Origin of the sequence: [Clostridium] citroniae WAL-17108, from assembly GCF_000233455.1 — a bacterium.
Classification (GTDB): Bacteria; Bacillota; Clostridia; order Lachnospirales; family Lachnospiraceae; genus Enterocloster; species Enterocloster citroniae.
On sequence record NZ_JH376431.1, the window covers coordinates 153298 to 179676 of the forward strand.

Consider the following 26379-nt stretch of genomic DNA (forward strand, 5'->3'; position numbering starts at 1 on the left):
TTTTATTTTTGCTCTATCTATAACCCCATGTTTTGTTGACACGAGTCAATACCGGGCACAATGCTGCTCTTTTTTATTTCACTGCCACAGATGTTCCCATCTCTGTCCATAGAGCAGCACACATCAAATCCCCTCCTTTCTTTCCCGGCATTTCCCTCATAAATCATTCCTGCTGCTGGACTCCCGAATAATCAGCTTCGGGACGATCTGATAATCCTCAACTTTCTGTCCTTTTGACTTTTCGATTAACATGGATATGGCTATATCACCAATCTTCTCTGCGGAAATCTCCGCCGATGTCAATCCAGGGACACAAAAGCGTGATTGAAATGTATTATCAAATCCAACCACTCCCACATCCTCCGGGATGCGAAGCCCCAGCTGTGTAACGCCTTTCACAACACCAATGGCAACCGCGTCATTGGAACACACAAAGGCGTCAGGGCAATCCTCCTTGGAATAGGTATCTGCCACGAACTGGAACGCTTCTTTCGTGTCTGTAATATTATAGGTTATGTCTCCGCTTCGCTCCCTGCCCACCGCATTCCGGTAGTTTCTGGTCTTTTCATCCACCTCATCAGGTTTTCCTGATTTTGCACCTGATATGTAGTGGACATTCCTATAGCCGCCCTTTTCCAAATGGACTGCAATTTCATGAAAAATATTGCTGTAATCAATCTTAATCTGCATAATACGCTGGTCCAGATCACTCCACGCCACATCACGCAAAACCACAACCGGAATCCCCTGCTTTACAATTGCCTCCAGATTCTCTTTCTTAATTTTATTGTTGGATGCAAACAGACCGCTGATCTGATAACTGCAGATCCGTTTTAAATACTCATCATCATCAATTACATTGCTGAATAAGATAAAGTATCCCTTTTCATAGGCAGCATTGGTTGCGCGATAAACCAGCTGTGCATAGAAAGGATTTCGTATCTCATTACACAGAAACACAAACTGCTTGCTGTCTTTGATCTTTAAGCTTCGTGCAATCTGGTTCGGACTGTAATTCAGCTTTTCTATAGCCTCCTGGATGCGCTTTCTGGCCTCCGCACTGACATACCCATTGTTATTAATATAATAAGAGACGCTTGCCGCCGATACTCCGGCCTCTCTTGCCACGTCTTTTCTTGATGCCATCCTATTCTCCCATCCCATGCTTTTGTTCCGTTTATTATAAGCACAGTATAGCCCAAGTGTTGACTCGTGTCAATACATGGAGTATATTTTATTAAAAAATATTGCTTTGTTAATTATATCCACATCTTATTGCAGTCCGCAGCAATCTAGTGTAATATTATTACAGTTATTTCTATAGACATGGGCTATTATTGCATCACATTTATCAGGAGGTTCTGTTATGGATATACTGGTCTTTGGGATTGCCGCAGCCGCATCCTATTGGTATGAAACAGAGGTATTTTTGTTTTTTGGCTGTGTATACGTTATGTGCAGGTTTTTATATAAGTGGTATATACCTCTGGTGGAGTCCTGGCCGCCTGAACGCGGGAAGACGGGACGCTGGATTTTGGGCTGTCTGCCCCCAATCTCCTTTGTGATCATTCTCTTTGTTCTTCTTACCATGGCCTCCTATGATGTGGTTGGAATTTGGGTTGTGTTTTATATTGTAATGGGGTATGCGTGGCTCAGAGGCGGAGTTTATATGCTGGAGTGCCTGGATCTGTCCTGGCCCTTTGATGCGGTCTACCTGGATAACAAGGCGGCGGTCTTCCCGGCAGCCGGAGGATTTGTGGGCATAACCCTTATCTATGCGGGAGCCAACACAGGTGATGGCCCCGGCTGGTGGGTTGTTCTGTTTGCTGCAGGTCTGGGGTTAGTGGCCTGGCTTGGACTGGCACTGCTGATTAATGTCTCAGTCCGTATATCTGAGCGTGTCAGCGTGGACCGTGATATGGGAAGCGGCATCCGTTTCGGGGCGTATCTGACCGCCAGCAGCATGATACTGGCCTATGCGTCCGGAGGAGACTGGACCTCCGTCCAAGCTACGCTCCTGGAATTCACCATTGGATGGCCGGTCCTCCCCCTCATGCTGTTTTTTCTTCTGGCAGAATGGTTTTACATACAGCCTTCCCATTCCCTTGTGGATGACGGCCCGCGGGTGGATCTGCTTCCGTCCATTCTATTGGGATGTGTTTACCTGTCTTATGCATCAATTGTGCTTTTATTTTTTCACCGGATATCTGAACGTGTATCCGGCCGGGTGTTCCTGTGAGCGGGGCGGGTGTTCCTGTGCGCGGGGCGGGCATTCCTGTGAACGGGGCGGGCATTCCTGTGCGCGGAGCGGTGTTGGCCCGTATCCCTTCGGAGCAGTATTCGGATTACCGCTACGAGGCAATTTTCCGGGCATACAAATGGGATCCTCAGGTGGAAGACCACAACACAGTAGCCGAACATGTGGTCCTACTTGACAAGCATACGGCCGGCCGGCTGGAACATTGGGCGGAACAGCTGTCCGCAGAGACCATGGCGATGGAGCAGGCCATGGCTGGCCGGACCGATTTAGTGAAAAAACTGGGATTTCCCTCAAAAATAAAAAAGGCTATTCCCAAAATAGACAACTATTCCCGGGAAAAACATATACGGCTGATGCGTTTTGACTTTCATCCCACCACTGAGGGCTGGTCGGTGTCAGAAGTCAACAGCGATGTTCCTGGAGGATTAGCGGAAGCGTCTGTGCTTCCGCGGATCGCACAGCAGTATTTTCCCCGACATGAACCCCGCGGTCATGTGGCCCACAGTCTGCTGGAGGCATTTCAAAAAAGGACCCAGCCAGGAGCAAGGATTGCCTTTGTCCATGCCACCTCCTACGCGGATGACCGTCAGGTCATGCAGTTTTTAGGAGATTATTTTGAACAAAATGGATACCGCTCCCTATATGCCGCTCCCGACCATCTGGTCTGGAAGGAGGATCGTGCCATGAGTCTGATTCAGGGTAAGGAAGGACCTGTGGGCGGGATAGTACGCTTCTATCCGCTGGAATGGCTTCCCAATCTTTCCAGAGGGACGGACTGGAGCGGTTATTACCGTACTCAGACACCGTCCTGCAATCATCCCATCGCTATTTTTGCCCAGTCCAAGCGGCTGCCTCTTATATGGGATGAACTGGGGATTAAGCTGCCCGCCTGGAAGTCGTTGCTTCCTGAAACCCGTGCTCCTGAAATCCGCATTCCCGGGTCCGGGGACCCGGGGGACGACTGGATCTATAAGCCGGCTCTGGGCCGTGTGGGGGAAGGTATCTCCATCCGGGAGGCATTGACGCCAAAAGAATACCGGCAGATCCAAAGGGATGTGCGCCGGCACCCCAAAGACTGGGTCATGCAAAAGCGGTTTCAAAGCAAACCGGTTGCAGGAGAGGATGGAGAAAGTTTCCATCTCTGTGTGGGAGTGTTTACAGTGGATGGAAAAGCAGCGGGTTTCTATGGGCGCATCAGCTCCTATCCCCGCATTGACGCCAGGGCAAAGGACATTCCCCTTCTGGTGGAAAAGGAGGATCGAACCAATGAATGACAATTACAGTACATACCGGATCTGGGCGCCGGACAATGCCCTGTGGACCCAATGGGCCAAACCGGTGCTGTTCTCCCAGGCTATGCATGGAAGTCCCCAGGAACTGACCATCCCCGGTGTTAAATGGGCCCCCTATTCGGACGGCAGAACTGCTCTGTTTGTGGATCTGCCGGGAAAAAGAAGCGTACTGGAAGGGCTTGCCCTGGCACGGATGGGTTACCGTCCCGTGCCGCTCTATAACGGCGTTTACGGCGCAGGCGAAGGGACCATGGCCGTGGATGTAACACCGGTGGCAAAAGCCCTGTACCAAGGCGCGGATTACCTCCGCGGTCTGCGTATCCGTGAGGATGCTCCTCCCGTGTTTCTTTTGGACGCAGCCAGGATGAAGGGTCCTGCCCGTCAGCCGGGCAGATACGATAACCGCTGGTGTGTCTTCCCCCAGGATGCGCCCTCGGCTGATTTTCTGGCATCCCACGGTATCGGCTCCATCTATGTCCGAGCCAATAAGATACAAAATGATCTGGCCCATATACTCCTGCGCTATCAGAAGAGCGGAATCCGGATCTATCAGGTCGGTGATAACAATATGCCAAAAGAGCTGACAGTCGTACGGCCTTCCCATTTTGAAAGTTTCCTGTATCGTTTTCTCGCCACGCTGGGTCTGACCAGAAATGCAGCCGGCGGATTCGGCGGAACGGTTCCGGAACCTACGCAAACCTCCGGTGGCCGCCATTATGGCATTGGATGATATTCTCTGCCATAACAGAACTTCATATGTGCAAAAGAATCCCGGATCGCAGATGATCCGGGATTCTTAAACATTTTATTTAACATGATTTATGTATGCCAGAGCTGCATCCAGGCATCCGTCCACTCCGATCAGCCCGCTGTTAAGGCAGATATCATATGCCTCCATCTTTCCCCATTCAATGGGGGAATAATACTCGTGGTAAGCCTTACGCCTTCTGTCCACAATATTGATTCCGCCTCTGGCCTCATCTCTGGAAAGTTCCGGGTTCAGTGACATGATCCTCTTGATCCTGCTCTCCATATCTGCAAACACGAAAATGTTCACAGCATGTGGCAGTATGGCGTCAGCGCAGCGTCCAACGATTACACAGGAGCCCTTTTCCGCCAGTGATTTAATGACTGTTTCCTGTACCGCATAAATGCGCTGGGTCATGGCGATCTGGTATTCCGGCTCAATAAGGCGGGTGGAATAATTGTCCAAATCCGGCTCCACCTCATCATTTGCCTCCAATATAGATGGTTCAATGTTGCCCTCTTTGGCGATCATGGCGATCAATTCCTTGTCATAGAAGGGAATCCCCAGCTTCATTGCCAGCTTTTCCCCCAGCTCACGTCCCCCGCTGCCATATTGGCGGCTGATCGTAATTGCTCTGTTCATAAACAGTACCTCCTCCTGCTTTATTAGTTGGTGCTACATATGTTCCTCATCATAATGCGCCCTGACACCGCCAATAAACTTAGGCCTGGTCCTGGCACACACTACATGGGCACTGCCGATCTCCTTTGTCTGGATGCGCACAGGCACGGCCACATCCCTCAAATGCATCCCAATAAGAGTGTCTCCTATATCAATCCCCGCATGTGCCTTAATATGCTCCACTGCCACGGGATGCTCCAATACCGCGTATGCTGCTGTCGCAAAGGAGCCGCCTGCCTTCAGCTGGGGCACCACGTTCACCGTTTCATATCCGTAGTGCTCCGCTGCTTCCTCCTCCAGGATCAGTGCACGGTTGAGGTGTTCACAGCACTGGGCTGCCAGGAATATTCCAAGGGGCTTAAGTTCCTCATTCAACGCTGAAAAAACAGCCATTCCAATATCACCGTTAGAGTGGGAGCCAATTTTAAAGCTGTCTATCTCACTGGATGAGCATCCCACCACCAGAATCTGTCCTGGCTTTAAGCGAGCCACCTCAAGAAGTTCCCCCAGCACCTGCTTTACCTGATTCTTAATGTCCTCCAACTCAATTGATTCCATCACATCCATCGCCTTCATTCCTTTTTATATTAATATTGATTTGTTATTAAAAGCTCCACGGCAAGCCTGTCCTGAAGCTTACCTGTCTTTACCCCTTCCTCCGCGTCCACGCAGAGGTTCACATAGGATAAGATCTGTTCCCGTGAAAATGTCTTGGCCTGCATCATGATCTTCCCGGCCACAAAGGGCTGCAGTTTAAGCTTTGACGCTATGGCGCCCTTCTCCAAACCCTTCCCCATCAGTTCCTTCACCTGCAGGATCTGATTAAACTGCCTTGCAATAAGAAAAAGTATGCGCATAGGCGGCTCCTTCAGGGTCAACAGATCCTCGTACAGATCCATGGCCTTCCTGGTCTGCCTGCCCGCTATGGCTGTGATCATATCAAATATCTTGTTAGTCACCTGGGTTGTGCAGATGATCTCCACATCCTCATCCGTGATCACATCCCTGCCCAGCGTATAGCTGATCAGCTTTTCCAGTTCTGAACTTATGTTCTCCATGTCATCCCCTGTCTTACTGAGGAAAAATTCCATGGTCCGACCAGTGATCTTTTTTCCGTTCTTAGACAAAATACCGGCTGCCCATCTTGCCAGCTGTCCTGCATCCTGATGGGATAGTTCAGCGGCATAGCCGTGCTTTTTCACTGCCTTATATAGTTTGCTCCGCTTATCTACTTCTGATTCCACAAAAATGAGACATGTGCTTTCAGGGATCCGCTCCATATATTGAGTCACGTCCTCAGCTCCCTGCCCGCCTTTGAAGAATCCGCTGTCCTCCATGAGGATCAGACGCTTTTCTGCAAAAAACGGCATGGTATCGGAAAGGCTGATGATCTCATTCACATTCATGCCCTTTCCCTCATAATAGTTATAATTCATGGTATCCCCGTCCGTGATGGCATCCTTTAAACGGTTTTTAAAACTCTTTTTTAAAAATGCTTCTTCGCCGAACAAAAGATACACCGGTTTAAAACTATGATCCTTTATGTCCTGGTTCAATGTCTGCATATGCGGGTCGTCCTTCCATATTCTGTATTAAGTATAACATGGACGGGTAATTTTGTCACTAAGCACCCGGAAACAAAGCTTAAGGACTGGCCGCACGGAAAGTGGCAGGACACTGCAGGGCATGGAATCTGCCAGTATGTAACAGGGTTAGGGGACGGGAGGGATCCAAACGCAATCATTAGCAAAAGTGTCTCTTATGTGCTCATGTCATACCACCCCCTTTCGGAGATGGAAGCCACCCGGCAGTAGGAACTGCCTATATAAAGTATATAAAATGGTAAACCGGATGTAAAAGGTGTTTTAATAAAAATCTCTCCCTTGTCCATTCTTTGATTTTATAGTAAACTTTACCTATTAAATTTAGATGGAGATATAAGAATGACTAACCAAAACAAAGGCACCATCAATATCCTTTTCGTTTGCCACGGCAATATACTCCGAGGCTTTCCAATAAGATTGAATAGTTGAATATATGCAAGGAAAAATGCAAGAGAAACACTGAAAAATTATGATTGACAGGCGAACCGAAAATGGCTTATAATAAAGGTACAAAAAAGGCAGTTCACTCCAGTGAGTGGCTTCCAAGTTTATAATCTAATTAAAAATAGTCACTAGGCTTGGTAGGCGGGTGACTATTTTTTTGTACCTATAATCATAACAACAAGTACTCCAAACGCAATCATTAAAGAAAGTGTCTCATATGTACTCATGCTATACCACCCCCTTTCGGAGATGGAAGTCACCCAGCAGTAGGAACTGCCTACATAAAGTATATTAAATGATAAACCGGATGTAAAGGGTGTTTTAAGAAAAATCTCGCCCTTGTCCATTCTTTGATTTTATAGTAAACTTTACCTATCAAATTTAAATGGAGATACAAGAATGACTAACCAAAACAAAGGCATTATCAATATCCTTTTCGTTTGCCACGGCAATATGCTCCGAGGCGTTCCAATAGGGTTGAATGTATATGAAAAGAAAATGCAATAGAAGCACTAAAAAATCATGATTGACAGATGAGCTGAAATCGGCTTATAATTAAGGTACAAAAAAGGCAGTTCACTCCAGTGAGTGGCTTCCAAAGTATAATAACTAAAAAATAGTCACATTTGCTCTGGTAGGCGGGTGACTATTTTTTTGTACCTATAATCATAACGATAAGTACCCCAAACGCAATCATCAAAGAAAGTGTCTCATATGTACTCATGTTATACCACCCCCTTTCGGAGATGGAAGTCACTCAGCAGTTGGAACTGCCTGTACCAATTATACAAGATGGGAAACAGGCTGTAAATAGAAGAATAAAAAAGAAATACTTGTTCAAAGCATGAACTTATAGTAGACTTTAGCTATCAAAAAGTAACGGAGATATAATATATGGCTAAGCAATTTAATAATAACATTAAGATACTTTTCGTCTGCCACGGCAGTATCTTGAAAAGTCAGTAAAATCAATGATTTCATGGAGAAGAAAGGCGCTTACTACACCACTACTACACCATTTTGGTTTGGGTTAGAGTCTTGATATGACAAAGAAAAATGGAGGCGAGATGAGTTTTTCATTATTGTAGAATTTTGAGGGACATTTTGTTATGATACAAATTGGGTAGACGCTTTCTGCCAAATTTAATCCGGAGGGTATTACATGGGAAATATTGTGACAAGTAATTTTTTTGATAAAGTATTGGAAGTCCTTAAAAATGCTAGAAAACAGGCAAAAACGGCATTGAATATTTCAATGGTCTATTCCTACTATGAAGTAGGGAGGATGATTGTAGAAGAAGAACAGAACGGGGAACAGCGTGCTGAATATGGAAAAGCCATTCTTAAAGAATTGTCAAAACGTTTGACTGAGAACTTAGGAAAAGGATTCTCTGTGGAGAATCTAAAATTGATGCGTAGATTCTATGTAGTATATTCCAAAGATCAGATTGGGCAGAAAGTGTCTACCCAATTTGAAAACTTGCCAGCAACGAAAGAAGGAAGGAAATTTTTCCTAAGTTTTTCGCATTATGTTTTACTTATGCGTATTCCTAGTATAGACGAACGGCATTTTTATGAAATTGAAGCAGCCCGTAACGGATGGGGTATAAAGGAACTGGAAAGACAGTACGACAGTGCCTTATATGAACGACTGGTATTAAGCCGGGATAAAGAGGGGATAGAGCGGCTGGCAACAGAAGGACAAATAATTGAAAAGCCGGAAGATTTATTGAAAGACCCGTATGTATTGGAGTTTACAGGTTTACCGGAACTTGCAAAATATTCTGAAACGGATTTGGAAACTAAAATAATAGATCATTTACAGGAATTCCTCTTAGAATTGGGACGAGGATTTACTTTTGTTGGGCGACAGGTAAGGTTCACATTTGAGGATGAGCATTATAGAGTAGATTTGGTATTCTTCAATCGTCTGTTGCGTTGCTTTGTTCTTTTTGATTTGAAGATTGGTCGATTAAAGCATCAGGATATAGGACAGATGCAGATGTATGTGAATTATTATGACCGTAAGGTAAAACTGGAAGATGAAAACCCGACAATAGGAATTCTGTTATGTAAAAATAAGAATGATGCGGTGGTTGAAATGACTTTACCGGAGGATAATAGCCAGATATTTGCAAGTAAGTATCTGACGGTGTTGCCTAGTAAAGAGGAATTGAAAAAGTTGATGGAGAGTGAAGAGTAGAAGAATAAGATTAGCAAATTTATATAAGAAGGAGCATTAAGTCATGGGTAATTTATCAATGTCAGAACAATTAATGTATATAACTGTAAGAATCGAATGTCAGTATGCAAATGGTGCCAGCGGTACTGGAACAGGATTTTTCTTTAGATTTCTTGAGAATAAGGAAACAGGAGAGCATATTCCTGTAGTTATAACAAATAAACATGTAGTATCTGGATCAATCAAAGGAAGATTGATTTTTTGTTTAAGAAAGGTAAATGGACTACCAGATGATAGTAATCATTTTTCAATGTATGTTGATGAATTTGAAAAATTCTGGAGGATGCATCCAGATAAAAATGTAGACTTATGTGCCATGCCAATAGCCCCGCTGATTAATTTAGCAAAAAGCCAAGGAAAGGAATTGTTCTATTTAACGCTTGATGCAAGTGTACTACCAGATAAAAAGTTATTAGAAGATATGTCAGCATTAGAAGATATTGTTATGGTGGGATATCCTAATGGAATATGGGATTCTAGAAATAATAAACCTATTTTTAGAAAAGGAATAACAGCAACAGATGTAATTTTTGATTATTGTGGTAGAAAAGAATTTGTGATTGATGCGGCATGTTTTCCGGGATCAAGTGGCTCTCCCGTAATGATTTTTAATCAGGGAATGTATACGGATAAACGCGGTAATACATATGCTGGTGTGAGCAGAATAAAGTTATTAGGCATTTTATATGCTGGTCCGCAAGCTGTGGCTCAAGGAGAGATCCATACTGTCAAAATTCCAACCGTAGATAAAAATATTGCGATTTCTAGGATACCTAATAATTTGGGATTTGTTATTAAGGCTGAAAGAATTTTAGAATTAGAAAAACTGTTCAAGTGAAAGTAATAACAAGATGGAGGCTATTTTATTTTGTCAAGACGATGCTTGTTCGATGTCCCAAAATACATCATTTACTACACCATTTGCCCGTGAATTTGCGTAGATTTACAAAGAATTGCGTGAGTTTAAGGCAAACACAAAAATTAAAAAAACGCCGGAAAGCCAATAAAATCAAGGGTTGAAGGCTTATGAAGGGATATAAGAGATATGATAAAAATTTTATTCATTTGCCACGGCAACATCTTGAAAAGTCCCGGAAAAGCCTGTAAAATCAATGGTTTTACTAAACTAAAAGGCGCTTACTACACCACTACTACACCATTTTGAAAGAGTCTTGAAATGACACCCTTAATACAGAGAAGCCAGCCGGTTGCGGCTGGCTGTTTTACTGCTTATTCTACTAATTAGGAAAGCTATTCCTTTTCAGTCTGTTTCAGTTGAATTTCACCATGTTCCTCTTCTATTTGCTCTAAATGGTGAATCAATACATATTCAATGTAGTTAGTTAGAGAACGATGTTCATTAGTTGCTAAAATACCAATTTTATCAAACACTTCATCTGACAGACGTAATGTAAAAACACGTTTGTTAGTTGCCATAGTTTTATCCTCCATTTCGAGTACAAACATATGGTAAACCAAATTGCCCACTTTTTATACATTCACTAGACAGGTAAGTGATAGCATTTTGCCTGTAAAATAAAAAAAAATTACTTCTTTAAATATCTTTATCTATCTGTCTGACATCAATTACGCCATGTTCTTGCTCGACTTCCTTTAAATGCTTGATTAAAACATATTCGATGTAATTAGTCATGGAACGCCGTTCAGCAGTGGCCAAAGTCCCAATTTTATTAAATACCTCTTCTGATAGGCGTAATGTAAATACACGCTTGTTAGTAGCCATATCATTGCCCTCCATTTTGGATATAAGAAAATGTTACCTTAATTCCAAAGAAAAGTATGCAGTCACTTGACAGCTAAGTGATAGCACTTTATATTTAATAGATAGTCAGATGAAACTTTCTGATTTCTTAACTCGTAGTAAATATTAAATGAAGGGGTGGTATTGGTTATGATAAAAATATGGAAGAAGATTCACGAAATATGGTGGAAATATTGGGAGGACGATGTTGGTGATGATTCCAAAACTCACCTTAGTCAGTCTGACAAGCGTTCTTTGTGGTATGGAGGATTTCTACTAAGCATGATTACTATAGCGGCCTGCCTATTTATTACAGGAATCAATAATATTCGTATCAATAGGGAAAATGGCGAGGACGTAGAGGAAGTAATGAATATGGTTGCTTTTTATCTGGCAACGGCAACAGATGATGAATATAATGAAATAGCTAAAGAGATCCGGCATGATTTAGTATATAGCGAATATGGAAAAGATATAGAAACGGCTATTCAATATATACCCAATACAACAGAAAACTGTTGTCTGGAACGGCAAAGTTATCCGGAACGCTTATATCTGGTCTTCCCGAATACAGGAGAACTCTATGGATTAGATATATTTGAAGCTGGTGACAGGCCGGAAGAATACGAAAAACAAAATAGTACAAAAATGACATTCGGGTATGATGAAATTAGCGGAACCCGTATTAACATAATGAAAAGTCCCAGCCAAAAAACAGGTACAGCTACAATCTACCGGGAACGGCGTATTGTCAGTGTTCATAAGATGAAAAGTTATTTTTGTGATGATTGTATCAGGGAAATTATAGAGACGGTTAAGGGTAGTCTGGTAGAGGAAATTGTGATATGCGATATAAAGGAAAAAAGGGTTTACCCTGTTGAAGAGGGTGAGATACAAATAGGTGATTACAATTTACAGATTGATTATGAAAATGGGGACTATACAATAGAAATTGAATATATCCCTAATTAAAACTGCCGCTGCATGGAAAAATCTCTATGCAGCGGCTTTTATTATCTCCGTTTCCGATTACCTAACGGGGAATCCTTGTAAAATTCAGACTTTTGTAAAACCCTTTTTAAGTCGGAGCGCTCTTTTTCGGAAAGTTTATCGTACTTAATTTTCAGACTGTCACACATCACATGGCAGAATACGTCAAGGTATGTACCGGGGACACGCAGCGCCTTTTGTATATCCTTAATCAGTTTCAGCGAGTTGGAGGAATCCGGCGCACTCTCCACATCGTTCTTGTGAGCCTTCCGAATACTGTGCAGAATGGAATCCCATGTTTTATGTGTCACATGACAGAAATAATCATCTTCCTGTATCTGGGAAGCCTGTAATGCTTTCAAAGGGGTATCTTCTTCCACCGGCTGATACTGGTGCAGAACCTCCGCCCGTGTCACTTCCAACACGTTGTTTAAATCCTGAAAGCGCATGGTGGCAATCCCGTCCACATAGATTTCGGCATCTGTGATTAACGATATAAAATCTTTGTGGGTAACGATTTCACACAGCAGCCGGTTGTTCATGCGCCCGCTTTTTAATAAGTCAATCATTTCATCACTCAAATGCAGCTCCGACAAGGTTGTGTTTGGGTGATTCCTGTTTTCAGTCAGGCAAAGGAGGTAGTCCGTTGACACGCTATAAAACTTTGCCAGTGTGATGAGGTTGCCGTGGTTGATTTCCTTGTAGTCATTATTTTCATAGCTGCTTAGGGCAGAGCTTGAAATGCCGGTCAGCTTTTCCAGCTCCCCCAGCTTTAAGTGCCGCTCTGTCCTTAAATCCTTTAGCCGCTCCTGTATGGTTATGCCACATTTCATAGGCTTGCGCTCCTTCCCTGCGGCAGAAACAGCACCGCAAGGCCATTATACCATACCATTCCGCAATCGTGGAAATTTTCATTTTCAGGGCTTCCTTCCTACTTTGTGGCTATACGGTACAGGATTCAAAAATGGGCTATGATTAAGCCAGTTCATCGATGGATTATTCCAATCGAATGACCGGCCTGTATGGGATATGTTCCCCGGTGATGTAACGCCACGACTTGCGGCAGGATAAAGGAATCCTGACTGCAATGAGCGTACCAACGGGAACGAAACGCCGCTGTGAGATTCGGGGGCAGGAACGACAGCAGGGAACCCCGGCAGAACTGACACAAAAACGATACCGAAACACTACAATCCGGCAGGGTATAGTCTGCCCTGCCTGCACTACTAAGGGGAAGGTAAAGACGGCCCCAAGGCCGCATTTTATTTGAAAATCGCCCCGAAATACAACACAAGAAACGCTGTCCGCCTGTTTCCCGCTGTTACGGCTGAAATGGGTGGATTTATTTTTAAGGAGACATCATGCCAAGAATGAGCAAGAAACGGAAGAAGGAGCTTGCTTTCTTCCTCAATGAGCGTGGGCGCATGGCCTACAACGGGCTTTGCCGGAAATGCCAGCATACTTGCAAACAGAGTTTCCGGGCTGTTGTAGTGGACTGCCCCCGTTATCTGTCAAAACGAGCAAAAAAGAAGGAGGAACCCCAATTAAATGAAATCTGAATTTATGACGATTGACACGCCCCTGCCGCCCTGTATGCCGTTGCCGGGAGCCATGCTGCGGCTCCCGGTCACCAGCACCGCAAAAGTTATGTACGCCTGTCTGCTGGACGCTATCCTGACGGCAGCTATTGAGGACGCTAACGGAATCCTGTTTATCTGCTTCCCTATCATGGAACTGTCGGCGGCGCTTTCCCGAAGCCCTATGACCGTCAAGCGTGCCCTGAATGAATTGGAGAACGCAGGTCTGGTTATGCGGGTGCGTCAGGGTGTTGGAGAAACAAACCATCTTTATATCCTGATTCCGAAGGAGGAAGCCGACTATGAATGAGAAGCTGGAAAAACTCAACCGGGAGATTGAAAAAAGCGAAGCAAAACTGCGGAGGGCACAGCATGAGGAAAAAATCTTACAGCACCAGATAAAGCAGCTTACCCGGAAGGAACGGACGCACCGACTCTGTACCAGAGGTGCCATGCTGGAAAGCTACCTGCCAAACCCGGACACGGCAACTGATGAACAGGTTAGCCAGCTTTTAAATCTGCTGTTTCACAGGAGCGACAACAGGCAGCTTATAGAAAAAGTATTTGCAGAATCCCCACAAAATGAGTAACAGAACCAAGTCGGAAACGGCTATAATTGCTTTCATAGCGGCAAGCCGGGGCTTCCCCCTCTGAAAGAGGGCGCAACTATACACCACATGAAGTGGTGCGTTGCGCCCTGCCGGGGGGTTCCTGCGGAAAGCAGATGATTTCCACGCCGCTCCAATCATCACAGGGGACGCTACACTTCCCCTGCGCTGGCTTACGCCAGCTACCCTTTTGTGGACTTGCCGCCCGGAAACACCTCGCCTTGCAAGCTGTTCCCGGTCAACAAGTTTTACAAAATCCCGCTATACTTATTTGAAAGAACAAAGTATAATGAATCCAGCGATAAATTTGAAGGAGAGAGTATTGTGATAGAAACTCAACGTTTAATAATGCGACCATTTGATATCAAAGATTTAGATATTGTATCGTTGCTATATGGTAACCCTGATATTATGACATATATGCCTTGCGGGAACTTAATGGAGGAAGAAATTCGGACACATTTGCAGAAAATAACATCCGATTGGAATGAAAAACCGCAGGTTAATTATGAGATGGCTGTAATTTGTAAATCGGACTCAAAAAAAATTGGACGAGCAAGAATCCACATGGATTATGAAAGCGACACAGCAATGATTGGCTGGCTACTAATTCAATCGGAATGGAATAAAGGATATGCCACAGAAATCACAAAATCATTGCTTGAATATTGTTTTAAGATTCTTAAGGTTCATCGTGTGTGTGCACTCTGTCATCCGCAAAATATAGGTTCGTGGAAAGTGCTGGAAAAGTGTGGACTGAGACGAGAGGCTCATTACATCAAAAAAGTAAAATACTTAAGCAATGCCGATAGTCATTGGGAAGATGAACTGGAATATGCTATTCTGAGGGAAGAGTTTATGTAAGCAAAATCCCAGTTTGCCACGCTGATAGCTCATTAAAAACCGAATAACCGCCGCCCACTAGCGGCACGAAAAAGCAGGAAATCTTTGAAAGGTTCCCTGCTTTTTCCATGCCCGGAACCGGGAGAAAGGAGGTCACATCTTTGCCATGCCCGCACTTTGACGTAAGAATCATACAGCGAAGCAGCCGACAGTCCGCCGTTGCTTCCGCTGCCTACCAGAGCGGCGACCGGCTGTTTTCCAAGTACGACCAGAAGCAGAAATACTATTCCCATAAGAGCGAAATCGTCCATAAAGAAATCCTGCTTCCCCCTCACGCCCCACCGGAATATGCCGACCGCAACACACTGTGGAACGCCGCCGAAGCGGTTGAAAAACAATGGAACTCCCAGCTTGCCCGGAGGATTGTGCTTGCCATACCGAGGGAACTTCCCCGGTCGCAGTATGCCGACCTTCTCCGGGACTACTGCCGGGAGTTTTTTGTTTCTAAAGGTATGATTGCCGACTTTGCTATCCATGACAAGGGGGACGGAAACCCTCACGCCCATATCCTTCTGACCATGCGGGCGATGGACGAAACTGGCAAATGGCTCCCCAAGTGCCGGAAAGTCTATGACCTTGACGAAGCAGGGGAACGAATCCGGCTTCCGTCCGGCAGGTGGAAAAGCCACAAGGAGGACACCGTGGACTGGAACGACCAGAGCAAGGCGGAACTATGGCGGCAGGGCTGGTCTGACACCGCAAACCGCTATCTGGAAGCCGCAGGCCGACCGGAGCGTCTTGACCTCCGTTCCTATGAGCGTCAGGGCATTGACAAGATTCCCACCGTTCACATGGGGCCAGCGGTCAGCCAGATGGAGAAACAGGGAATCCAGACCAACATCGGGAACCTGAACCGGGACATTAAAGCCGCCAACAGCCTTATGCAGTCTATCCGGCAGATGATACGGGGATTGCATGGCTGGCTTGCCGACTTAAAAGAGAAAAAGCAGGCTGTCCTTGAAGCGCTGGAAGAAATGCGGGAACCGACCTTACCGGAGCTGCTATCCCGGTATATGTCACTCCGTCAGGAGGAACGCACCGGCTGGACAGGGAAAGGAAGGCTGAAAGGCTCTGTCACTGACTTCAACAAGGTCATGGAAGCCGTGGACTTTTTAAAGGAGCATGAAATCACCACCGTAGAAAGCCTTGACACCCATCTGGAAGCGGTCAGCCAAAAGGCGGCAGCAATCCGGCAGGATATGAAGGGAAAGGAAAACCGTATCAAAGCCATTGATACCATGCTCCGCCATATCGGGAACTATGAAGCCGGGAAGCCGGTTCAGGAGGAATACGCCGCAATTTTCTGGAAAGGAAAAAAACAGAAATTTGAGGACAGTCACAAGCCGGAACTTGACGCTTATTCCGCCGCCGTCCGTTACTTGAAAATCCATCTGGACGGGAAACCTTACAGCACCAAAGCCTTGAAAGCAGAGCGAAGCCAGCTTGCAGCCGAACATGAGAAAGGTCAGGCGGCGCTTGCCGGAGTTCAGGCAGATGTAAAAACTCTGCGGGACGTGCGATACTGGATTAACAAGGTGCTGGCACCGGAGAAGCAGAAACCGGCCAGATGTACCACGCTGGTAGAGCCACAGAAAAAGGAATCTATTGTGAAGAAGCTCCACGAAAAGCAGATACAAAAGAATCAGGAAGCGGCGGGGCAGCCAGCCAAGCCTAAAAGAAAACAGGATATGGAACTTTAAACAGGCATTTGTATGTGATGAAAAATCACAGGCAGGTGCCTTTTTCATTTTCAGAGATATTTCAGGAGGATTTCATTTGAATATATTTGAAGCAGTCAAGCAGTCTGTCACCACAAGACAGGCGGCAGAGCGTTACGGAATCCGGGTGGGGAGAAACGGCATGGCGGCCTGCCCGTTCCACAGTGACAAAACCCCCAGCATGAAGGTTGACCGCCGCTTTCACTGTTTCGGCTGTCAGGCGGACGGGGACGTGATTGATTTTGTCTCCCGTCTGGAAGGTATCGGGGCAAAGGAAGCCGCCCTCATGCTGGCGCAGGACTTCTCCGTTCCCTACGAGGACGGGAAGCGGACACAGCGCCGGATAGACCATAAACCCCGGCAGGAAACTGAGGAACAGCGGTTTAAACGGCTGGAACGGCACTGTTTCAAAGTGCTGTCCGATTATTACCATCTCCTGCGCCGCTGGAAAACACAGTACGCACCCCGCCAGCCGAACGAAGACTGGAACCCTTTATTTGTGGAAGCCTTGCAGAAAGAGAGCCATGTGGAATATCTGCTGGACACCCTTCTTTTTGGAACCCTCCATGAGAGGGCTTCCCTTATCATCGAGTACGGAAAGGAAGTGAGGAACCTTGAACGAAGAATGGCAGAGCTTGCCGCCACAGATAAGGCAGGCCGTGAAGGAAACGGCAGACATGGCCGAGCCGCCCCGGAGCGTTGAAGAAGTAAAGACGTTACTGGAAAGCACCGAGAAAGGCGGCGTCCGCAACAGTATTAAGAACTGCCTGACCGTGTTCCAGAAAGACCCGCTTCTCTCCGGGGCAATCGCCTGTAACCTGCTGACCGACCGCACCGACATCATAAAACCTATCGGACACCGGCGCAGAGCCGGGAGCGCCATGACTGACACGGACATGAAATATATCCGGCTCTATCTGGAAGAAACTTACGGCCTGACAAGCGAAAAAAAGATAGCGGACGCCGCCGCCCTTGCCGCAGATGAGAACAGCTACCACCCTGTCCGGGACTACTTAAACAGCCTGACATGGGACGGGACAGAGCGAATCCGTTTTGCCCTGCGCCATTTCTTAGGAGCCGCCGCAGATGATTACACATATGAATCCTTAAAGCTGTTTCTGTTGGGAGCCATTCACCGAACATTTCAGCCGGGTTGTAAATTTGAAATCATGCTCTGTCTGGTAGGCGGGCAGGGAGCCGGGAAGTCTACTTTCTTCCGGCTGCTGGCCGTCCGGGACGAGTGGTTCTCTGACGATCTGCGGAAACTGGACGATGATAACGTGTACCGTAAGCTGCAAGGCCACTGGATTATTGAAATGTCAGAAATGATTGCCACCGCAAACGCCAAGAGCATAGAGGAAATTAAGTCTTTCCTAAGCCGCCAGAAGGAGGTCTACAAGATACCCTATGAAACCCACCCGGCAGACCGTCCCCGCCAGTGTGTGTTTGGCGGCACTTCAAACGCACTGGACTTCCTTCCCCTTGACCGCTCCGGCAACCGGCGCTTTATCCCCGTGATGGTCTACCCGGAACAGGCCGAGGTTCACATTTTAGAGAATGAAGCAGCCTCCAGAGCCTACATGGGGCAGCTCTGGGCGGAAGCCATGACAATTTACAGAAGCGGCGGCTTTAAGCTGTCGTTCAGCCCGAAAATGGTGCGTTACCTTAAAGAACACCAGCGGGAGTTTATGCCGGAGGACACAAAAGCCGGAATGATACAGGCGTACCTTGACCGTTTTACCGGTGAAGCCGTCTGCTCCAAACAGCTTTATAAAGAAGCCCTGAACCACCCCTTTGACGAACCGAAACAATGGGAAATCAGGGAGGTCAACGACATTATGAACCACTGTATCACGGGGTGGAGGTATTTCTCCAATCCCCGTATGTTTGCCGAGTATGGCAGACAAAAGGGCTGGGAACGTGACACCCCGGCAACGGACAATGGCAACGGAAGCGAAAAAACTTCGGACGGATTCCTACCAGTGCCGGAGCAGATGGAGCTTCCCTTTTGAAAAATGCCACCGTCTACGCTACCCGTTGCGGACTTCGTTGTAAGCCCGTTGCCGCCCCGGTTGCCGGACAAAATCCCATAACTGTGGGCTTTGCTACCCTCTGACAACCAAAACAACAGAAAAATAAAAGAAAAAGTAAATAGTAACCAAACCGCCAGACAGAGATGATTTGCGAGGTCTTTCAAAGCCCGTTGCCGGACTTCGTTGCCACCGTCCCTTGTCTGGCTGTTTTCATGTATGGAGGATAACTGCCTATGAAAGACGTCCCAATTTGGGAAAAGAGTAATTTGAGCCTGGAAGAAGCTGCGGCTTATTCTGGAATCGGAATCAATAAATTGCGTGACCTTACCGGTGACCAGAACTGCAAATTTGTTTTATGGGTGGGAAATAAACGGTTAATTAAACGCCGTTTATTCGACCAATATATTGAACAGGTTTATTCTATCTGAAATTTAGTGATGTAAAAGACGGCCTTGATATGATACAATAAATGTGTCATATCAAGGCTCTTTCCATTACGGAAAGGAGTTTAACAATGTCCGAGAAACGCAAAGATAATAAAGGACGAATCCTGCGAACAGGAGAGAGCCAGAGAAAAGACCTGATTTATCAGTACCGATACACAGATATTCGCGGAAAGCGGCAGACCATCTATTCGTCTGATTTGAAAGAGCTTCGGGAGAGAGAAAAAGAAATCCAGAAGCGACTTGATGAAGGGATTGACTATGCCGCCGGAAAAGTGACCGTGATTGCACTTTTGGAACGGTATATCAGTTTGAAGCAAGGTGTCCGCTACAATACTAAAGTCGGTTATAACTTTGTGCTGAATCTGATTAAGAAAGAAGATTTTGGCTACCGGCAAATAAGAGAGATTAAAGTATCGGACGCCCAACAGTGGATTATGAAACTCCACAATGACGGCAAAGGATATAGCACCATTACAAGCGTCCGGGGAGTTGTCAAACCGGCGTTTCAGATGGCATACAATGAGGATATTATCCGCAGAAATCCCTTTGATTTTAAACTGACAGATATTGTTCCAAACGATTCACAAAAGCGGATTGCCATGACCGAGGAACAGCAGGAGTTATGGTTGGGCTTTATCCGGGAGGATAAGACCTATACCAAATATTATGATGAATTTGTCACCTTGCTGGGAACCGGTATGCGTGTCAGTGAGTTTTGCGGCTTGACAAAAAGCGATTTAGATTTTGAAAATCGGAGAATCCGGGTAGACCATCAGCTTGTCCGGGAACGGGGCGGCAAATATTATGTGGAGAAAACCAAGACAGAATGTGGCTGCCGCTTTATTCCTATGACAGAGGAAGTCTATCAAAGTCTGAAAAATATCCTTGCCTGCCGCAAGAGAGTAAAAACGGAAATCATAGTAGACGGGTACAGCGGCTTCATTTTACTGGATAAGGACGATAAGCCCAAGGTTGCGCTGCATATCGAAAATGAAATGAGATGGGCGATGAAGAAATACAGAAAGCTGCACCCGGATAAACTGCTGCCAAACATCACGCCCCATGTGTTCCGTCATACGTTCTGTACGAATATGGCAAATGCCGGTATGGATATTAAAACCTTACAATATGTGATGGGACATTCTGATGTGGGTGTCACGCTGAACGTCTATACCCATGCAAGCTATGACCGAGCTGCGGAGCAGATGGTAAAAGTCATAGACTTTAAGGCCGCCGGTAGGCAGGAAAAACAGAGAAAATCAGGTTGAAAACGAACAAAATTACTACACCACTTACTACACCATTTGCCCGTGAATTTGCGTAGATTTATAAAGAATAGCGTAGGTTTTAGGCAAAACATGAAAAATGAAAAAAGCGCCGGACAGCCCGTTTTATCAAGGTTTGAAGGCTTATGAAGGGATATAATCAAGATGATAAAAATACTATTTATCTGCCACGGCAACATCTGCAGAAGCCCCATGGCTCTGTACTATTTCAAAGACCTGGTCCGCAAGAAAGGACTGGAGGATATGTTCTATCTTGACTCCGCAGCCACATCCACTGAGGAGATTGGCAACGGAGTCCATCATGGTACCCGTGAGAAACTCCGACAGGCCGGTATCAGCTGCCAGGGCCATCACGCCAAGCAGATGACACGCCAGGATTATGAAACTTACGACTATCTTATAGGCATGGATGACTGGAATATCCGCAATATGAACCGCATCACCGGCGGGGACCCGGACCACAAGATTTATAAACTTATGGGATTTACCGGAAATGACAGGGATGTGGCTGATCCTTGGTACACAGGTGACTTTGAAACCACATGGCAGGACATCACCGCCGGATGCAACGCTCTGCTAGAGCTGATTGGACGCACCAGGTAATGCCGCGGCCTGCTGCTATGGAAAATAACTGCAAATCAGTTCTTTTCCATCTGTCCATAATATGACCGCGCCGCCGATTCCTGTTTCCATAACAGGAATACGGCGGTTTTTCATGCGGTCAATCACTTCCTTTGAAGGATGTCCATAGGAATTACCCCTGCCATATGAGATAACAGCAAGCCCCGGGCTGAGATACTCTAAAAACTCCTCTCCCGTGGATGTGCCGGAACCATGGTGGGCGGTTTTCAGCACCTGAACATGACTTAAATGTTCCTGCTGCAGGCTTCCGCCCACTCGTGCCGCCTCCAAAAGCCCTCGCTCCTGCTCCGTTCCCATATCCCCGGTAAACAACATGTGGAAATCCCCATAGTCAGCGCAGACAACCAATGAATGGGCGTTGCGGTCATCCGCCTTTACATACTTCCCTCCTGCATACAGGCAGGTCATCCTCAGATTCCCGGCCTGTATCTGTTCTCCCGGCCCCATATAATGGACTCTTCCTCCTCCCAACTCAGCTGCCTGCTCCAGCCGTTCATACACCTCCTGTCCCTTTCCCGGGGACGGCAGGATCAGATTTCTCACCTTGATATCCCGGGATTCCTCCAATAGGTATAAAATCCCGCTTATATGGTCATTGTCCCCATGGCTTACCACTGCAAAATCAATCATTGTAACCCCCATGCTTTTCAGACAGGGTTCCATGGTCCTGTTCCCCAGACTTTTATCGCTGCTGCTTCCTCCATCTATGAGAACTGTGTAATTTCCAGTTCGCATCAGTATCCCATCCCCCTGTCCCACATCCATCACAGTCACTTCCAGCCCCTTCACATGACGTGGGAATAAAAGCAAAAAACACAGCCCATACAGACCGCCAGACATAACCAGAAAGAACCAGGGCGCTGACCATATCCTGTTCACAAAAATATGCTCATCTTTAACTCGTTTTTCTTTTGACCACGTGGCCCTTTGCTGCTCTACTCTCCCTTTTTGCTGCTCTCCCCTCTCTTTTGGATACTTTTCTCCCTTTTTTTGCCGCATGGCCCTCATGTTCCGCTGTTTCCATACGATTAGCACATGTAACCCCACCGCCATGCCTGTACTGTAAAGCCCAAGCTGGCCCCAGGAGGGCCTCCCCATTACCAGACAATATCCCGGAAGTTGTTCCACCTGCCTGCATAACCATTCATACAGGCTGAGCACATAATGGCCTGCTCCCACTGCCGCCATCCCCCCAGTCAGCCAGACACTCCCCAGCATAATTCCCAACAGGCCGGAATACATAAGCACCGCAATGAGAGGTATCACCAAAAGATTCAGAAAAATACCATATAGCGGATGCTGATAATAGTGATATAATACCACAGGCGTAAGTACGATCTGTACACACAGACTGATCAGTATCGTATTCTCATATCCCTGTTTTACATCAAATCCTGTTTTTAGACAATTTCCAAGGCCGCCAATGGACAGCACCGCGCCAAAAGACAGTTGGAATCCGCTTTGGTACAGGAGATAAGGTGATTTCCAAAGCAGCAGCAATGCTGCAAGTCCCAGTGCGGACAGGGTGTCATAGCTTCTCCCTTCCTTTGCGGCCAGCCACAGACACAGGATCATAATAACAGCCCTTACAGCAGAGCCTGAACTTCCTGTCAATATACCATAACTTATGACCAGGACAGCGGATAGGGCTCCGGCCTTTCCAAACCCCAGGCCAATCCTCCGTATCAGAAGATAGATCCCGCCCCCAATAATTGCAAGATGCTGGCCGCTGACCGCCAGCAGGTGAGAGATGCCATGGCGCTGATACATGGTCCTGACCTCCGGCTCCATCCCCGATGTATCCCCCAGCAGAACAGCTTTAAATATGGCACTGTCCTCGGGAGTGCAGATCGTATCCAAAATATTGGCACATCTAGTCTTAAACTTCAAAAGAAATACCTGGTAAGGCACAAAATCCGCCTCTATTACTTCCAGCTTTTCTCCAAACATTCTGCACACAGTTCCTTTGGAGCGGTAATAGGATTGAAAATCAAATTCCCCTGGATTCCTGGGCTTCTCCATAACATCCAGCTTTCCCTTAAGTTCCACTGTCATGCCGGGAAGCGGCTGCGTTTCCAGTTCCGGCTGCGTTTCCAGTTCCGGCTGCGTTTCCAGTTCCGGCTGCGTTCCCGATGACGCATGTATTCCGGAGTCCTCTTTGGAAATCCCCAGCCCTGCCTCATCCATATAAACAATCACCCGGTCCAATTCCTCCGCCCTGTTTCCCGCTCTCGCCCGTACGTCTTCCATCATCATGGTAACCGTTCCATCCCCGTGTTCCATCCATATGATACGTCCGCGAAGGGTAAGCCTCACCCCTGCTAATTCTCCGGCCGCAGCAGCCTCCTGATCAAGGCGGCTCCGCTCCCATTTTCCCCGTCCAAATCCAGCTGTTCCCCCTAAAAACAGTAAAACCAAACAGAGCAGAAGCGCCCTTTTACCAGCACTCCTGCCCTGCATATTATTACCCGGATCATTGTCACAGGGATTTTTTCTTAAAATCCCGTACATCCACACTCCCGCCACCCCCGCAGCGGCACAAGTCCACCACAGAGCTGCCCGGAATACCGCTTCATGATCCTGCAGGGCCAGCACCTCTCCAAGTACGAAACCAACTGCTAATACAATAAGCGGTCTTTTCATATTCTGTTTTCCTATTGATCCTTCCTTTGATTTTCTGTTTTCCCTTTTCTCTCTTGGATCCCCAACTCCATAACACTTTATTTCCTCACCCTGATGTTTTTACTGCGCCCCCTCTATATAATCCTGGCTTTTCTCAAAGGGGGTGTTCAGGGATATCACATCCCGGAACATCACGTTCTGGGAGCCGTTAACCATGATCTGTACCTTGGTCACTGTGGTCATCTCGGACAATGAATCCACAATGGAATAAATGGGCACATACTCGCTTACCGGCAATGAGGTGTTCAGAAATGCGGAATCAAAATTAATATAACACACATTGTCAGTGACGGACAAGCTTAAGATCTTGCAGTCAGAGGGCAGGGTGGGATGACGGCCTTCCTGGCCCGGTCCTGCTATAAGCTGTTCCACCACCAGCTGTTCCAGGGATGTGTTGATATTGTGCACCACTTCCCTCTTTTCCTCCAGCAGCTTATTCCCTGTTTCATCTGCAAAATACAGGGTCAGCTCCGTCTTCTCATATGCGTTCACATTGCTGGTATTCATAATGAAATCAGTGGATGCCAGCATACCCACAGGGTTTCCCTGGCGGTCCATAAGGGGCTGGTCACCACAGTAAATATTGATATAATCCACCCCGGGGATCTGGGTCAGCGTCCTGGTCAGGGCTGCCCGGCACAGGATCTCCCGTTCCGGCTTCATACCCGTATAGTTCACATCAAAATACAGGTACAGAACCTGTTCCTCCTGACGGCTGCCCTGATAGGCCACCTTGTCTATGAGCGCGGCCTGGCAGTCCAGCTCCTTGGGGACATGGAGGAATTGTTCCATCAGTTCATCCACCAGCGCCTCCTTATCCGTTGCCTCTGCCTCATACTCCCTGGGAACCAGCTTGGTTGTGGCTGTATTCAGATAATAGATCAGGTATTTGCCTTCCTCCGGGGTCGGTCTTGGCATCTCCTTTTGACTGCATCCCGCCAGAAGGCCGGACAATATCACAGACAAAAACAGTATTTTCTTTATTCCGGCTCCACTCATGACTTCACCTCCTGCCGCAGCACATAGGTAAGGGGAATCCTCATACTGAACGTAGTCCCCTCTCCCGGCGTGCTCTCCACGTCAATGATGCCATGATGCATCTGTATCACGTTTTTCGCAATGGCAAGGCCCAGGCCTGTGCCTCCTACTTCCCTGGAACGCGCTTTATCCACCCGGAAAAAGCGCTCGAAAATATGCTCCAGGGCATCCTCAGGAATGCCGATCCCAGTATCCGTCACCTTTACATAGAAATACTTGTGATCCGCGTCCAGGGTAACCCGTACATTGCCGGAATCCCTGTTATATTTGATCGCATTTTCCACCAGGTTGGTGATGGCCAGGGATATCTTCACACGATCCACATCTGCTGTCACTTCCCGGATACTTTCCAGGACCAGCTCCACATTTCCCCGCTTTGCAATGGGACGGAGGCGCTTGAGGATCAATTCCAGTTCCCCATTGATATTCACCTGTTCAATGTTCATCTGGCTTTCCGCTGATTTATCCATCTTAACCAGGGTGAGCAGATCCTCAATGATCTGATTCTCCCGGTCAATCTCATCTGAGATATCTGTCATGAACTCCCGGTACAGCTCCACCGGCACCTCCTCCATTCCCATCAAGGAATCCGCCAGTACGCGGATGGAGGTAATGGGTGTTTTCAGTTCATGTGATACATTGGACACAAATTCCTGCCGTGACTGGTCCACTGCTTTCAGCTTGCTCAGCGATTTCTGGACAGCCTGGGACAGCTGTGTCGTCTCCCTGTAGGTGTTCTCCGTAATATCCGCATCCAAGTCCCCCTGGGCCACCCGGTCAAAGGACAGCTGAAGCTTCTTAAAGGGCCGCATCAGAATATGTACGGCCACCACTGCCAGAACTCCCATGGCAAGACAGATAAACACAAGGAATAAGTTGGATTTACCCATCACCTTATCGGTGAGGGAAAGGATATTCTCTGTTGATGCAGTAACCACGATAACCCCGTAAATGTTCTTCTCATTGGCCGGATCATACACGGGAATCGTCTGTGCCAGGTACTGCATGTCCTTATTATAGTGGCTGCTGTTCTCACCTTTAAAACATTTGATGACTTCTTCCGAAATATAGAACTTTCCTGTTGAAAGGTTGAAGGTGTCTGTGATCACACGGAAATTGGAGTTTACGATCACGATCCTTCCATTATACACATCGGAAATCGCCTGCATCTGGCTGTCCAGTGCAGTATTGTTCTTTTTCTCCGCCGTCATATAGCCTGAGCGGGTCATCTTGTTGCTCAGGATCACACACTGGTTCTGGATCTCAATGGTCCTTGCATCCAGCTGTCCCTGATTAAATGACCCCAGCATCACCACTGCCTGAAGAAACAGTGGGATCAGCGCCGCAGCGATCATAATGATCGCCAGGGGCACTTTCATGCTCATGCCATAGGTACGGATCTTATCCATAAATTTCACTTTGG

At 46.8% G+C, this 26379-nt stretch carries 28 protein-coding genes; 16 read left to right on the forward strand and 12 right to left on the reverse strand.

Annotation, left to right across the window (positions count from 1 at the left end; genetic code table 11):
• Positions 1 to 156: 156 nt before the first annotated feature.
• Complete coding sequence (locus tag HMPREF9469_RS27600) at positions 157 to 1146, reverse strand: LacI family DNA-binding transcriptional regulator (protein WP_007870254.1); 990 nt, start codon at positions 1144 to 1146, stop codon at positions 157 to 159.
• 220 nt (positions 1147 to 1366) lie between these two features.
• On the opposite strand from HMPREF9469_RS27600, the gene HMPREF9469_RS27605 reads away from it, so the two are divergent.
• From HMPREF9469_RS27605 to HMPREF9469_RS27615, 3 genes are read left to right on the forward strand one after another with little or no spacing between them, the layout of a single operon-like run.
• A complete protein-coding gene (locus HMPREF9469_RS27605; RefSeq protein WP_007870256.1) occupies positions 1367 to 2239 on the forward strand; it encodes a hypothetical protein in 873 nt (290 codons plus the stop codon).
• Positions 2236 to 3534: a glutathionylspermidine synthase family protein gene (locus tag HMPREF9469_RS27610; RefSeq protein WP_007870258.1), complete on the forward strand. Its 1299-nt coding sequence runs from the start codon at positions 2236 to 2238 to the stop codon at positions 3532 to 3534. The genes HMPREF9469_RS27605 and HMPREF9469_RS27610 overlap by 4 nt, the downstream gene beginning before the upstream one ends.
• A complete protein-coding gene (locus tag HMPREF9469_RS27615) occupies positions 3527 to 4282 on the forward strand; it encodes a hypothetical protein (RefSeq protein WP_007870267.1) in 756 nt (251 codons plus the stop codon). Before HMPREF9469_RS27610 ends, HMPREF9469_RS27615 begins: the two co-directional genes overlap by 8 nt.
• A gap of 75 nt (positions 4283 to 4357) precedes the next feature.
• Here HMPREF9469_RS27615 and HMPREF9469_RS27620 read toward each other — a convergent pair whose 3' ends face one another.
• The 5 genes from HMPREF9469_RS27620 to HMPREF9469_RS34125 form a co-directional block, all read right to left on the reverse strand.
• On the reverse strand, positions 4358 to 4942 hold the full coding sequence (locus tag HMPREF9469_RS27620; RefSeq protein ID WP_007870270.1) for a cytidylate kinase-like family protein: 585 nt from the start codon (positions 4940 to 4942) through the stop codon (positions 4358 to 4360).
• A gap of 33 nt (positions 4943 to 4975) precedes the next feature.
• Positions 4976 to 5548: a TIGR01440 family protein gene (locus tag HMPREF9469_RS27625; RefSeq protein WP_007870273.1), complete on the reverse strand. Its 573-nt coding sequence runs from the start codon at positions 5546 to 5548 to the stop codon at positions 4976 to 4978.
• Between the two features lie 20 nt (positions 5549 to 5568).
• On the reverse strand, positions 5569 to 6546 hold the full coding sequence (gene holA, locus HMPREF9469_RS27630) for a DNA polymerase III subunit delta (protein ID WP_007870275.1): 978 nt from the start codon (positions 6544 to 6546) through the stop codon (positions 5569 to 5571).
• A gap of 632 nt (positions 6547 to 7178) precedes the next feature.
• On the reverse strand, positions 7179 to 7376 hold the full coding sequence (locus HMPREF9469_RS34120) for a putative holin-like toxin (protein ID WP_082082632.1): 198 nt from the start codon (positions 7374 to 7376) through the stop codon (positions 7179 to 7181).
• Between the two features lie 299 nt (positions 7377 to 7675).
• Positions 7676 to 7753: a putative holin-like toxin gene (locus HMPREF9469_RS34125; protein ID WP_227126363.1), complete on the reverse strand. Its 78-nt coding sequence runs from the start codon at positions 7751 to 7753 to the stop codon at positions 7676 to 7678.
• Between the two features lie 438 nt (positions 7754 to 8191).
• Between HMPREF9469_RS34125 and HMPREF9469_RS27635 the strand changes: the two genes are divergently transcribed.
• Positions 8192 to 9232 (forward strand): PDDEXK nuclease domain-containing protein, encoded by a 1041-nt coding sequence (locus HMPREF9469_RS27635; RefSeq protein WP_007870278.1) that lies wholly within the window; start codon positions 8192 to 8194, stop codon positions 9230 to 9232.
• 43 nt (positions 9233 to 9275) lie between these two features.
• Positions 9276 to 10109, forward strand: a complete 834-nt coding sequence (locus tag HMPREF9469_RS27640; RefSeq protein ID WP_007870281.1) for a S1 family peptidase — start codon at positions 9276 to 9278, stop codon at positions 10107 to 10109.
• Between the two features lie 413 nt (positions 10110 to 10522).
• Here the strand turns inward: HMPREF9469_RS27640 and HMPREF9469_RS27645 are convergent, their stop codons facing one another.
• Positions 10523 to 10708, reverse strand: coding sequence for a hypothetical protein (locus HMPREF9469_RS27645; RefSeq protein ID WP_007870284.1), 186 nt, complete (start codon positions 10706 to 10708; stop codon positions 10523 to 10525).
• Between the two features lie 118 nt (positions 10709 to 10826).
• Positions 10827 to 11015, reverse strand: coding sequence for a hypothetical protein (locus HMPREF9469_RS27650; RefSeq protein WP_007870285.1), 189 nt, complete (start codon positions 11013 to 11015; stop codon positions 10827 to 10829).
• Between the two features lie 168 nt (positions 11016 to 11183).
• Between HMPREF9469_RS27650 and HMPREF9469_RS27655 the strand changes: the two genes are divergently transcribed.
• Entirely contained in the window at positions 11184 to 12005 is an 822-nt protein-coding gene (locus tag HMPREF9469_RS27655; protein ID WP_007870286.1) for a hypothetical protein, read from the forward strand.
• Positions 12006 to 12046: 41 nt separating this feature from the next.
• Here the strand turns inward: HMPREF9469_RS27655 and HMPREF9469_RS27660 are convergent, their stop codons facing one another.
• Complete coding sequence (locus HMPREF9469_RS27660) at positions 12047 to 12856, reverse strand: helix-turn-helix domain-containing protein (RefSeq protein WP_007870288.1); 810 nt, start codon at positions 12854 to 12856, stop codon at positions 12047 to 12049.
• Positions 12857 to 13384: 528 nt separating this feature from the next.
• Between HMPREF9469_RS27660 and HMPREF9469_RS27665 the strand changes: the two genes are divergently transcribed.
• The 10 genes from HMPREF9469_RS27665 to HMPREF9469_RS27710 all read left to right on the forward strand — a co-directional run bounded on the left by HMPREF9469_RS27665 (position 13385) and on the right by HMPREF9469_RS27710 (position 21197).
• Positions 13385 to 13582: a hypothetical protein gene (locus HMPREF9469_RS27665; protein ID WP_007870297.1), complete on the forward strand. Its 198-nt coding sequence runs from the start codon at positions 13385 to 13387 to the stop codon at positions 13580 to 13582.
• Positions 13572 to 13910, forward strand: coding sequence for a DeoR family transcriptional regulator (locus HMPREF9469_RS27670; protein ID WP_007870300.1), 339 nt, complete (start codon positions 13572 to 13574; stop codon positions 13908 to 13910). The genes HMPREF9469_RS27665 and HMPREF9469_RS27670 overlap by 11 nt, the downstream gene beginning before the upstream one ends.
• Positions 13903 to 14190 (forward strand): DUF3847 domain-containing protein, encoded by a 288-nt coding sequence (locus HMPREF9469_RS27675; RefSeq protein ID WP_007870302.1) that lies wholly within the window; start codon positions 13903 to 13905, stop codon positions 14188 to 14190. Before HMPREF9469_RS27670 ends, HMPREF9469_RS27675 begins: the two co-directional genes overlap by 8 nt.
• A gap of 342 nt (positions 14191 to 14532) precedes the next feature.
• A complete protein-coding gene (locus HMPREF9469_RS27680; RefSeq protein ID WP_007870304.1) occupies positions 14533 to 15072 on the forward strand; it encodes a GNAT family N-acetyltransferase in 540 nt (179 codons plus the stop codon).
• Between the two features lie 140 nt (positions 15073 to 15212).
• Complete coding sequence (mobQ, locus tag HMPREF9469_RS27685) at positions 15213 to 16811, forward strand: MobQ family relaxase (RefSeq protein WP_007870306.1); 1599 nt, start codon at positions 15213 to 15215, stop codon at positions 16809 to 16811.
• A 76-nt stretch (positions 16812 to 16887) separates the two neighbouring features.
• A complete protein-coding gene (locus tag HMPREF9469_RS27690; RefSeq protein ID WP_007870307.1) occupies positions 16888 to 17532 on the forward strand; it encodes a CHC2 zinc finger domain-containing protein in 645 nt (214 codons plus the stop codon).
• A complete protein-coding gene (locus tag HMPREF9469_RS27695; protein ID WP_007870309.1) occupies positions 17507 to 18841 on the forward strand; it encodes a virulence-associated E family protein in 1335 nt (444 codons plus the stop codon). Before HMPREF9469_RS27690 ends, HMPREF9469_RS27695 begins: the two co-directional genes overlap by 26 nt.
• Before the next feature lie 254 nt (positions 18842 to 19095).
• Positions 19096 to 19290: an excisionase gene (locus HMPREF9469_RS27700; RefSeq protein ID WP_007870311.1), complete on the forward strand. Its 195-nt coding sequence runs from the start codon at positions 19096 to 19098 to the stop codon at positions 19288 to 19290.
• 86 nt (positions 19291 to 19376) lie between these two features.
• A complete protein-coding gene (locus HMPREF9469_RS27705; protein ID WP_007870313.1) occupies positions 19377 to 20576 on the forward strand; it encodes a tyrosine-type recombinase/integrase in 1200 nt (399 codons plus the stop codon).
• Between the two features lie 162 nt (positions 20577 to 20738).
• Complete coding sequence (locus HMPREF9469_RS27710; RefSeq protein WP_007870315.1) at positions 20739 to 21197, forward strand: low molecular weight protein-tyrosine-phosphatase; 459 nt, start codon at positions 20739 to 20741, stop codon at positions 21195 to 21197.
• A 15-nt stretch (positions 21198 to 21212) separates the two neighbouring features.
• Here HMPREF9469_RS27710 and HMPREF9469_RS27715 read toward each other — a convergent pair whose 3' ends face one another.
• From HMPREF9469_RS27715 to HMPREF9469_RS27725, 3 genes are all read right to left on the reverse strand, one after another.
• Positions 21213 to 23879, reverse strand: coding sequence for a ComEC/Rec2 family competence protein (locus tag HMPREF9469_RS27715; RefSeq protein WP_007870318.1), 2667 nt, complete (start codon positions 23877 to 23879; stop codon positions 21213 to 21215).
• A 99-nt stretch (positions 23880 to 23978) separates the two neighbouring features.
• Positions 23979 to 24917: a GerMN domain-containing protein gene (locus tag HMPREF9469_RS27720; RefSeq protein WP_007870319.1), complete on the reverse strand. Its 939-nt coding sequence runs from the start codon at positions 24915 to 24917 to the stop codon at positions 23979 to 23981.
• Positions 24914 to 26365 (reverse strand): sensor histidine kinase, encoded by a 1452-nt coding sequence (locus HMPREF9469_RS27725; RefSeq protein WP_040417581.1) that lies wholly within the window; start codon positions 26363 to 26365, stop codon positions 24914 to 24916. Before HMPREF9469_RS27725 ends, HMPREF9469_RS27720 begins: the two co-directional genes overlap by 4 nt.
• Positions 26366 to 26379: the final 14 nt, after the last annotated feature.